General features: G+C 62.0%; 12 protein-coding genes. 4 read left to right on the top strand and 8 right to left on the bottom strand.

Going from position 1 to position 8,285, the window contains the following annotated elements; all coding sequences use genetic code 11:
• Window positions 1-95: 95 nt before the first annotated feature.
• On the top strand, window positions 96-1,745 hold the full coding sequence (gene pgm, locus VJV58_RS20075) for a phosphoglucomutase (alpha-D-glucose-1,6-bisphosphate-dependent) (RefSeq protein WP_324139118.1): 1,650 nt from the start codon (window positions 96-98) through the stop codon (window positions 1,743-1,745).
• Here pgm and VJV58_RS20070 read toward each other — a convergent pair.
• From VJV58_RS20070 to VJV58_RS20060, 3 genes are all read right to left on the bottom strand, one after another.
• Window positions 1,735-1,953: a zf-TFIIB domain-containing protein gene (locus VJV58_RS20070; protein WP_324139117.1), complete on the bottom strand. Its 219-nt coding sequence runs from the start codon at window positions 1,951-1,953 to the stop codon at window positions 1,735-1,737. The two genes, pgm and VJV58_RS20070, sit on opposite strands and share 11 nt — an antisense overlap.
• 24 nt (window positions 1,954-1,977) lie before the next feature.
• Entirely contained in the window at window positions 1,978-2,229 is a 252-nt protein-coding gene (locus VJV58_RS20065; protein WP_324139116.1) for a hypothetical protein, read from the bottom strand.
• A gap of 71 nt (window positions 2,230-2,300) precedes the next feature.
• A complete protein-coding gene (locus tag VJV58_RS20060; RefSeq protein ID WP_324139115.1) occupies window positions 2,301-3,227 on the bottom strand; it encodes a LysR substrate-binding domain-containing protein in 927 nt (308 codons plus the stop codon).
• 101 nt (window positions 3,228-3,328) lie between these two features.
• On the opposite strand from VJV58_RS20060, the gene VJV58_RS20055 reads away from it, so the two are divergent.
• From VJV58_RS20055 to VJV58_RS20045, 3 genes are all read left to right on the top strand, one after another.
• Window positions 3,329-4,090 (top strand): sulfite exporter TauE/SafE family protein, encoded by a 762-nt coding sequence (locus VJV58_RS20055; protein WP_324139114.1) that lies wholly within the window; start codon window positions 3,329-3,331, stop codon window positions 4,088-4,090.
• Between the two features lie 20 nt (window positions 4,091-4,110).
• On the top strand, window positions 4,111-4,350 hold the full coding sequence (locus VJV58_RS20050; protein WP_324139113.1) for a hypothetical protein: 240 nt from the start codon (window positions 4,111-4,113) through the stop codon (window positions 4,348-4,350).
• Between the two features lie 144 nt (window positions 4,351-4,494).
• On the top strand, window positions 4,495-5,202 hold the full coding sequence (locus tag VJV58_RS20045; protein ID WP_324139112.1) for a glutathione binding-like protein: 708 nt from the start codon (window positions 4,495-4,497) through the stop codon (window positions 5,200-5,202).
• Between the two features lie 18 nt (window positions 5,203-5,220).
• On the opposite strand, the gene VJV58_RS20040 is transcribed toward VJV58_RS20045, so the two are convergent.
• The 5 genes from VJV58_RS20040 to VJV58_RS20020 all read right to left on the bottom strand — a co-directional run bounded on the left by VJV58_RS20040 (window position 5,221) and on the right by VJV58_RS20020 (window position 8,035).
• On the bottom strand, window positions 5,221-5,418 hold the full coding sequence (locus VJV58_RS20040) for a cysteine-rich CWC family protein (RefSeq protein ID WP_324139111.1): 198 nt from the start codon (window positions 5,416-5,418) through the stop codon (window positions 5,221-5,223).
• A 31-nt stretch (window positions 5,419-5,449) separates the two neighbouring features.
• Complete coding sequence (locus VJV58_RS20035) at window positions 5,450-6,388, bottom strand: aldo/keto reductase (RefSeq protein ID WP_324139110.1); 939 nt, start codon at window positions 6,386-6,388, stop codon at window positions 5,450-5,452.
• 127 nt (window positions 6,389-6,515) lie between these two features.
• Window positions 6,516-7,319, bottom strand: a complete 804-nt coding sequence (locus tag VJV58_RS20030) for a PAS-domain containing protein (RefSeq protein ID WP_324139109.1) — start codon at window positions 7,317-7,319, stop codon at window positions 6,516-6,518.
• A 257-nt stretch (window positions 7,320-7,576) separates the two neighbouring features.
• Window positions 7,577-7,768, bottom strand: a complete 192-nt coding sequence (locus VJV58_RS20025) for a hypothetical protein (protein ID WP_324139108.1) — start codon at window positions 7,766-7,768, stop codon at window positions 7,577-7,579.
• Window positions 7,769-7,858: 90 nt separating this feature from the next.
• Window positions 7,859-8,035 carry a hypothetical protein gene (locus tag VJV58_RS20020; RefSeq protein ID WP_324139107.1) on the bottom strand — a complete coding sequence of 59 codons (177 nt, stop codon included), beginning with the start codon at window positions 8,033-8,035 and terminating at the stop codon, window positions 7,859-7,861.
• Window positions 8,036-8,285 lie beyond the last annotated feature (250 nt).

The raw sequence follows: 8,285 nt of genomic DNA, 5'->3' as shown, positions 1-8,285 counted from the left end.
ACATGGTGCGATCCAAACTGAAGTGCTGATTCGATATGGTGTTAGTATAGTCGGGAGTGAACGAAAAGCGAACGCGGGTGCAACTGGGGAAACTAGTGACTGCTGAAGTGAATCCGCGTGCCGGCAAGCCCGCCGAGCCCTCGATGCTGACGAATATACCCCGACTGGTGACCGCCTATTTCGCGGGCAAGCCCGATCCGGCAGAGCCGGGCCAGCGCGTGTCCTTTGGCACATCCGGCCATCGTGGCTCCGCGTTCAACAACGCCTTTAACGAGTCGCATATCCTGGCGATCAGCCAGGCGCTTTGCGATCATCGGCGAGCCAGCGGCATCGATGGGCCGATGTTCGTCGGAATCGACACCCACGCGCTGGCGGAGCCGGCGCTCGCAAGCGCGCTCGAGGTCTTCGCCGCCAATGGCGTCGAGGTAATGATCGATGCCGACCAGGGTTACACGCCGACGCCGGTGATTTCCCACGCCATCCTCACCACCAACAACGGCCGCAGCAGCGGCCGGGCCGATGGTGTCGTGATCACGCCGTCGCACAACCCGCCGGAGGACGGCGGCTTCAAGTATAATCCGCCCGATGGCGGCCCGGCGGATACCGACATCACCTCGGGCATCGAGCGCGCGGCCAACCGCTTGCTGGAAGATGGTCTGCGCGGCGTCAAACGCATTCCCTATGAGCGCGCGCTCAAATCGTCTTCGGTCCATCGATACGACTATGTCGGGCCGTATGTCGCTGATCTCGCCGAGGTCATCGACATGGATGCGATCCGCGACAGCGGCGTGACCATCGGGATCGATCCGCTCGGCGGCGCGGCGGTGCGCTACTGGCAGCCGATCATCGAGCGCTATGGTCTTGCCGCGACCATCGTCAGCGATGAGGTCGATCCGACCTTCCGCTTCATGACCGTGGACTGGGATGGCAAGATCCGGATGGACTGCTCCTCGCCCTATGCGATGGCGCGGTTGATCGCGTTGCGCGACAACTTCGATGTCGGCTTTGCCAATGACACGGACGCCGACCGGCACGGAATCGTGACCCGCTCCAGCGGCCTGATGAATCCGAACCACTACCTTGCCGCCGGGATTGCTTATCTGTTCGAGCATCGCCCGCAATGGGGCAAGCAAAGCTCGGTCGGCAAGACTATCGTCAGCAGCGCGATCATCGACCGGGTCGCGGCGAAGCTCGGACGCAAGCTGGTCGAAACCCCGGTCGGTTTCAAATGGTTTGTCGGCGGACTCTGTGACGGCTCATTCGGATTTGCCGGGGAGGAAAGTGCCGGGGCCTCATTCCTCCGGCGCAACGGCAAGGTGTGGACCACCGACAAGGACGGGATCATTCTGGGATTGCTGGCCGCCGAAATGACCGCGCGAACTAAATCCGATCCGAGCCAGCTGTTCGATCGATTGACCAGCGAACTGGGCGTGCCGTTCTATGAGCGGATCGACGCGCCCGCCACGTCAGCGCAGAAAAACCTGCTGAAGTCGCTCTCGCCTGAAAAGCTTGCTCTGTCCGAATTGGCCGGCGAGCCCGTGCGCGCGGCGCTCACGGCTGCTCCCGGTAATGGCCAGTCGTTCGGCGGCATCAAGGTGATTACAGATCATGGATGGTTCGCGGCGCGGCCATCCGGTACCGAGGAAGTCTACAAGATTTACGCCGAGAGCTTTCGCAGCCAGTCTCACTTGCGGCAAATCCAGCGGGATGCGCAATCCGCCATCGACAAGGCGTTCAGGAAGTAACGGGCGCGTCACACGGCACTGGGATCGTGGAGCTCTTGACGATATCCAGATGAATTCCGCCGCAGCGGGTGCATCTCATGGTCCAGTATTCGGACCCGGCCTTTCCGGCGATGACGCGCAGGATCGCCAGGCTCGCATTGCACTCCGGACATTTGCATCGCACCTTGGCGGAAGGCAACGGGATCGGTTGGTTCTCCAAGCTGGACATGATGCAAGTCCGTTTCAGATCAGCTCACGCCGCCGATTGTTCGCTTCGCGACAACTCGGCGGTCGCATATCGATTGAGGTTGAGACGATCGATTTGAGTCTTCGCGTCCGCGATCGCGGCCTCGGGATCAGACCATGCAAAGCCGACTTCCAGCGCTGAAAAGGAAACGCCGTCGATAATGACGGGCTTGCGATCCATTCGCCAAATTCTGGCGTGCCATAAGCCTCTTCCGGCCTCGAAGGGCTCGATTTTGAAGCCGTCATAGTCGCTGTCCATTGCTCAACTCCCGCGAGCAAGGGAAACACGACTGCCCCAATGCGAATGTGAACTCGTTCACATTCCCAGGTTTATTTTCGAAAAACGGTCTCAGCCCGGCGGGACTCGCGGGGAGTTTTGCCGTGCGTCGGTGCGGCGGCAGCGCGCATGATCCAGCGCCGAAACGCCGTGAAGTCGCGGTGGTCAGCACGATAGTTGCGATAGACCAGGTACCAACGCATGCCCTTTGGCACCGACAGCTCGAACGGCGCGACCAGCCGTCCAGCCGCGAGATCGTCGTCGATATAGGGGCGAATGCCCATCGCGATGCCGAGCCCGTCCAGTGCGGCCTGCAAAGCGTGGCCGTAATACTGAAATTCCGGTCCGCGCGCGGTTAGCCGTGGCAGGCCGGCGGCCTTCAGCCACATCGGCCAGTCGTCAGGCGAGTGCGCGACGCGCAGCAGCGCTGGTCCCTTGAGATCGCCGGGGCGCTTTAATTGGCTCGCCAGCCGGGGTGCGCACACCGGCAGCAGATCGGCTGCAAACAGCGGTTCGGCGAGCAGGCCGGGCCATTCGCCGGTCCCAAGCTTAATGCCGCAGCTCCAGTCCTCACCGAACGGCACAGCCGCACCGCCGGTGGCCATCCGCACGTCGATGTCGGGCTGATGCTTTTGGAAATCTCCCAGTCGCGGGATCAGCCATCGCATTGCAAAGGTCGGCCCGACGCCGATGGTCAGTACGCGCAGGTTCGACGGGGCGGTGACCTGCGCCGTCAGGCTCGCCAACGCATCGAAGATCGGCGTGAGCCCGCTTTGGTAGGCCCGGCCTGCCGCCGTCATCTCGAGCCGGTTGGCCTTGCGCTCGAACAGGCCAATTCCGAGCCGCTGCTCCAGCAACTGCACCATCCGGCTGACCGCGGCCGCCGAGACGTTGAGCTCAATGCCGGCTGCGGCGAAGCTGCCGCTGCGCGCTGTGGCCTCGAACGCTCTGATGCCGTTGAGAAACAGGAGCCGCCGCATTGATGGACCTTCGGGCTACCCTCAGGAAAACTGATGCCAGAACAAGATAACTCGGTTTGCGCCGGCACCACAAGCGAGACAACAATGGCGCGGAGATTCGAATGAGCGCGCTGATGATTGCGGCCCTGGGGCTGCTGATGGTCGGGACGGCATTTCTGTCGGGCCTGTTCGGCATGGCCGGCGGGCTGATCCTGATCGGAGTATTGCTGGCGCTGATGCCACTGCCCTCGGCGATGGTGCTGCACGCGATCACACAGATGGCATCCAATGGCTGGCGCGCTTTTCTGTGGCGCCGCCATATCAGGTGGCGGCCGGTCGCGATCTATTTGATCGGATGCGCGCTCGCGCTCGCGGCGTGGTCGATCACCCGCTATGTGCCGGACAAGCCGCTAGCCCTGCTTTTGCTGGGGGCGACGCCATTCATGGCGCGGCTGGCGCCGCCTGGCGTGAAGCCCGACCCCGACAGCATCTGGCAGGGCACGTTCTACGGTTTCATCTGCATGGGGCTGATGCTGATGACCGGCGTTTCCGGGCCGCTGATGGACACGTTCTTTCTCGGCGGCAAGTTCGAGCGCCGCGAGATCGTCGCCAGCAAGGCGGCGTGCCAGGTCGCCAGTCATTTCGTCAAGCTGATCTATTTCGGCGGCATCATCAGCCAGGCTGCGACGCTCAATCCCGTTCTCGCCGGCGTCGCCGTGGCGGCGTCGATGACAGGAACGACGCTGGCGCGACGAATCCTGGAAGCGATGACGGACCAGCAATTTCGAACCTGGGCGGGCCGACTGATCACCACCGTTGCCGGTTACTACATCATCTATGGAAGCTGGTTGCTGCTTGCGCGCAGCAATGCGCTTGCGTTCTGAACACGGGGGCCGCTCGCTCGATGATCGATACGACTGATCCGCTGGTGCTCGATCTGCTCGAATGGATTGCGAGGGAGCCGCGGCTTTATGCCGAGGTGATCGAGACGTGGCGGACCTCGTGCCCACGGCTGACGATTTGGGAGGATGCCGTCGATCGCGGCTATGTCACGCGCCAACCGTCGCCGGGCGCGCGCGCCATGGTCATCATCACCGAATCCGGCGAACAACTGCTGCGCAGGCATGGCCGTCGCGTGAATTGATCACCGCGGCGCTCGATACCTGCGGATTTGATCCGCATCAATTGGTTGCGATCCGAAACCCGCGCCATTGACTCTGCATGGCCGATGCGGTGAGCTTCATGCAATCGCATCCATTTTGCAGATCAACGCCAGCAGGACCGCCTCATGATCGACCTTTACTACTGGACCACGCCAAACGGCCACAAGATCACGATGTTTCTCGAAGAGGCGGGGCTGAAATACAAGATTATCCCGATCAACATCGGCAAGGGCGACCAGTTCAAGCCGGAGTTTCTGGCGATCGCGCCAAACAATCGCATTCCCGCGATGGTCGATCACGAACCAAAAGGCGGCGGCAGGCCGATCTCGATCTTCGAATCCGGTGCGATGCTGCTGTATCTGGCGGAGAAGACCGGCAAGTTTCTGCCCGCCGACATCTACGGCCGGTATGACGCCATTCAGTGGACGTTCTGGCAGATGGGCGGGCTCGGGCCGATGGCCGGACAGAACCATCACTTCTCGAACTACGCGCAGGAAAAAATCAAGTACGCCATCGACCGCTATGTCAACGAGACCAACCGGCTCTACGCCGTGCTCAACAAGCGGCTGTCCAATCGCGAGTTCATCGCCGGCGATTATTCGATCGCGGACATGGCGAGCTATCCCTGGGTGGTGCCGTACAAGAACCAGAGCCAAAATATCGACGACTTCCCGCATCTGAAGCGCTGGCTTGAGACCATCCGCGAGCGTCCGGCGACGGTGCGCGCCTATGCGAAAGCCAAGGAGGTCAATCCGAACTACGGACAGCCGACGATCCGTACCGAGGAAGAACGCAAGCTGCTGTTCGGGCAAACCGCGGCGGTGGTGAAGTAACGCCGATCCATTCGCCGTCTATTGCGGCTGCGCGGCAGTGCGGGCAGCCTTGCGCAAGCATTCCCGGCAGAGGCAATCCTCGTCATCAGCCGGCATCGGCAGCCGTGCGGTTTCCTCCGCGCACCAGCACGGCCCCGCCAGCGCGCAGGTAAATTGCGTCCCGCATCGGGGGCAAGCGAGACGGCGCGACGCCGGCATTTCGACCTGATTTGTCATCCAGCGATCCGCACGGTGATCGATCAGCGTATTACTTGGTGATCTTGTCGACCTCCGCAACATCCTCCGGGCTCAGCGCCCACCCGATCGCCTTGACGTTTTGCTCGACCTGTTCGACGCGCGTGGCGCCTGCGATTACGCTGGAAACCTGCGGCCGCGAAGCCAGCCATGAAAATGCGAGTTCAAGCAGGCTGTGCCCGCGCGCCTGCGCGAATTTCTGCAGCTGTTCGACGATGTCCTCGTTGCGCGGCGTGGCGTAGCGATCGCGCAGTCCCGGCGCCTTGGCAAAGCGGGTGTCCGCCGGCGCAGCAGCGCCGCGCTTGTATTTGCCCGTCAGCAAACCACTGGCGAGCGGAAAGAACGGCAGCAGGCCGAGATTATACTCCTGCGCCGCCGGCAGCAGATCCTTTTCGATGTCGCGCACCACCAGGCTGTATTCATCCTGGCACGACACGAACGGATTGACATTCATCTGCCGCGCCGTGAGTTCGGCTTCGGCGATACGCCACGCCGGAAAATTGGAATTGCCAATGTAGCGAACCTTGCCCTGACGGATCAGGTCGTCGAGCGTGCGCAGGGTTTCCTCGATCGGGGTCAGCGGGTCATAGTCGTGCTGCTGGTAAAGATCGATGTAGTCGGTCTTCAACCGGGTCAGGCTCGCCTCGACCGCCGCCATGATATACCGGCGCGACGCGCCCTGCTTGGTGCCGTCGGTGCTCATCGGCTTGGAATATTTCGTTGCCAGCACGATGTCCTTGCGGCGCGTGCCGAGCACTTCGCCGAGCACCGTCTCGGAGCCGCCCATGCCCGCATAGATGTCGGCGGTATCGAACAAGGTGATGCCGAGGTCGATCGCCTTGTGGATCACCTTACGTGAGGTCTCCAGATCGGTGCGCTGGCCGAAATTGTTGCAGCCAAGGCCGACGGCGGAGACGCGCAGGCCGGAGCCGCCGAGATTGCGAATTTGCATGAATCAGTCCTGTGAGGTGGGGAGCGCGAGCGGGATCAAATTTGTGACCCTAGACGGGATCACATTGTGACCCTCACGCCCTGACGCCGCAAGCGGCTTTCGGCCCTGCACGCTCGATGCCGCCCATCTACTCCGCGGCGCGCAACTGTCCGGCTGCGATGCCGCGCATCGAGAGATAGAGGTCGGCCTTGGCCGGATCGTCCGTATGCCGAATGAGGTCGGTCACCGGCGTATAGCTCAGCATCCGTCCACCGTCCGGCAGGGCGGTGCAACTGAAGCGCAGCACCTGTCCATCGGCGAGCTTGATGTTGATCGGCGTGGAATCGCCTGATCGCATCATCTCCGTGCGACGCGCGATGAACGCGCTCAGCTCTTCCTCCGGCAGCTCAAACGCGCCGGTATCGCGGCCATGATACATCAGCGCGATGAAGGGTGGCTTGCTGTCGGCTTTCTCGTCCGGCAGCGAAAAATAATGCCGGAATGCGCGATTGATGAATTCGGCGCGGGTGTCGGAATCCAGCAGCACGATGCCGATGTCGACTTCATCGAGCGCGGCGGAGAGCCGCTCGGCCGTCGCGTAATGCCTGCGCTGCCAGGCGAACGCATCCACCATCCTCTTCCGCACCAATCCGGTGATGGCCGCGGTCCCGATCGCGGTCAGCGCCAGCATCGCCAGCCGAATCAGATCGGCCGTCTGATAGCCGGGCATCGAGCGATGGTAGAGAAAAAACAGCGCCGAGGCGGCGACCGCGACGGCAGCGCTGATCAACCCCGAAACCAGCCCGCTGAGCGAGCCCGCCAGCGCGACTATGCAAATGAACAGCGGCGCCGGATTGGGAACGACAGTAAAATGCTTATCGACGACAATGGCGATCAAAGCCGCCGCCGCCGTGAGTATCGGGCCAAAGATTGCGCGCCAATCGACCTTCATGCGCCTGTTCTCGTTTGTCACGAGGCTAACGTTTCGCAAGTTGCCGGATGGTTGCGCCGCGGCGAGTTGTTTACCGCATCGTTAAAAAGGAGTTTACCGGCTCGCCGCCGTTTTCCAGGTCTTTTCGGTCAAAATCACATCGAAACCGGATGACGCCGCGAGTGAGCGCCTGATGCGAAGATCGTTGCCGGCTGGCCATTCTCGAAAGTCTTCTTCCGCGGCATCCGAAGCACATTACACCTTGGGTTCGCTCCCGACTAAATCCGCTGCTCAAGGATCGCGACTTCATTGCCGGTATCCGGCGGACCTGGCGACACCCAGCTTTGCGGCTGACGGCTAGGCCCGCGTGGCGCGTTTTCGCCGCGCGCGCCGGTCGCGATCAGCAGCGATGCCGACAGCAGGATCGCCATAGCCAGCGAAAGGGCAACCAGTACGACAGGTGTTTTCATCGCTCGTCGCGGGTCACCGCCGTTGTCGCCGAATGCGGGTCACCGCCCGTTGTCGCGGAATAGTGCGAATGGCTTGAAGAAAGAATCTGGCTACGCCGGAAACGGCATGGCCATCGAGAGCTTGATCGAAAGCAACGTCAGGGTCACGACCAGGCAAAGCGAAAGCGAGCCGATCGCGAGTGTAGCCGCGACCGCATCCGTCAACCGGGACGATGCGACTGGCGCGGGGTGGCGATTGAAGCCTATTGCGCCGGTCGGCGGCGTCATGGCCGGATATCCTTCAGCGCGAGCGCGAATCACCCGCGTTGTTAAAAGGTCGCTCTATTCGCCGGCAATATTGGGGCAAAGCAGCCTCGAACATGGCGAAAAGGCGGCAGTATGCTCGATGTCCACAGTGGAGCGCCCCGGAGACAATGCTTGGACTTGCACCTTGGCGGCGACGTTTAACTAGGCCTCGGCGGTGACGTCTGACTCACGCCTCGGCGGCAATGCCCGGCGTATCATCGACTTCCGCACC

Origin of the sequence: Bradyrhizobium sp. (assembly GCF_035273305.1) — a bacterium.
Classification (GTDB): domain Bacteria; phylum Pseudomonadota; class Alphaproteobacteria; order Rhizobiales; family Xanthobacteraceae; genus Bradyrhizobium.
The sequence above is the reverse complement of the archived record's forward strand: the minus strand, read 5'-3'. Positions and strand labels throughout refer to the sequence as shown.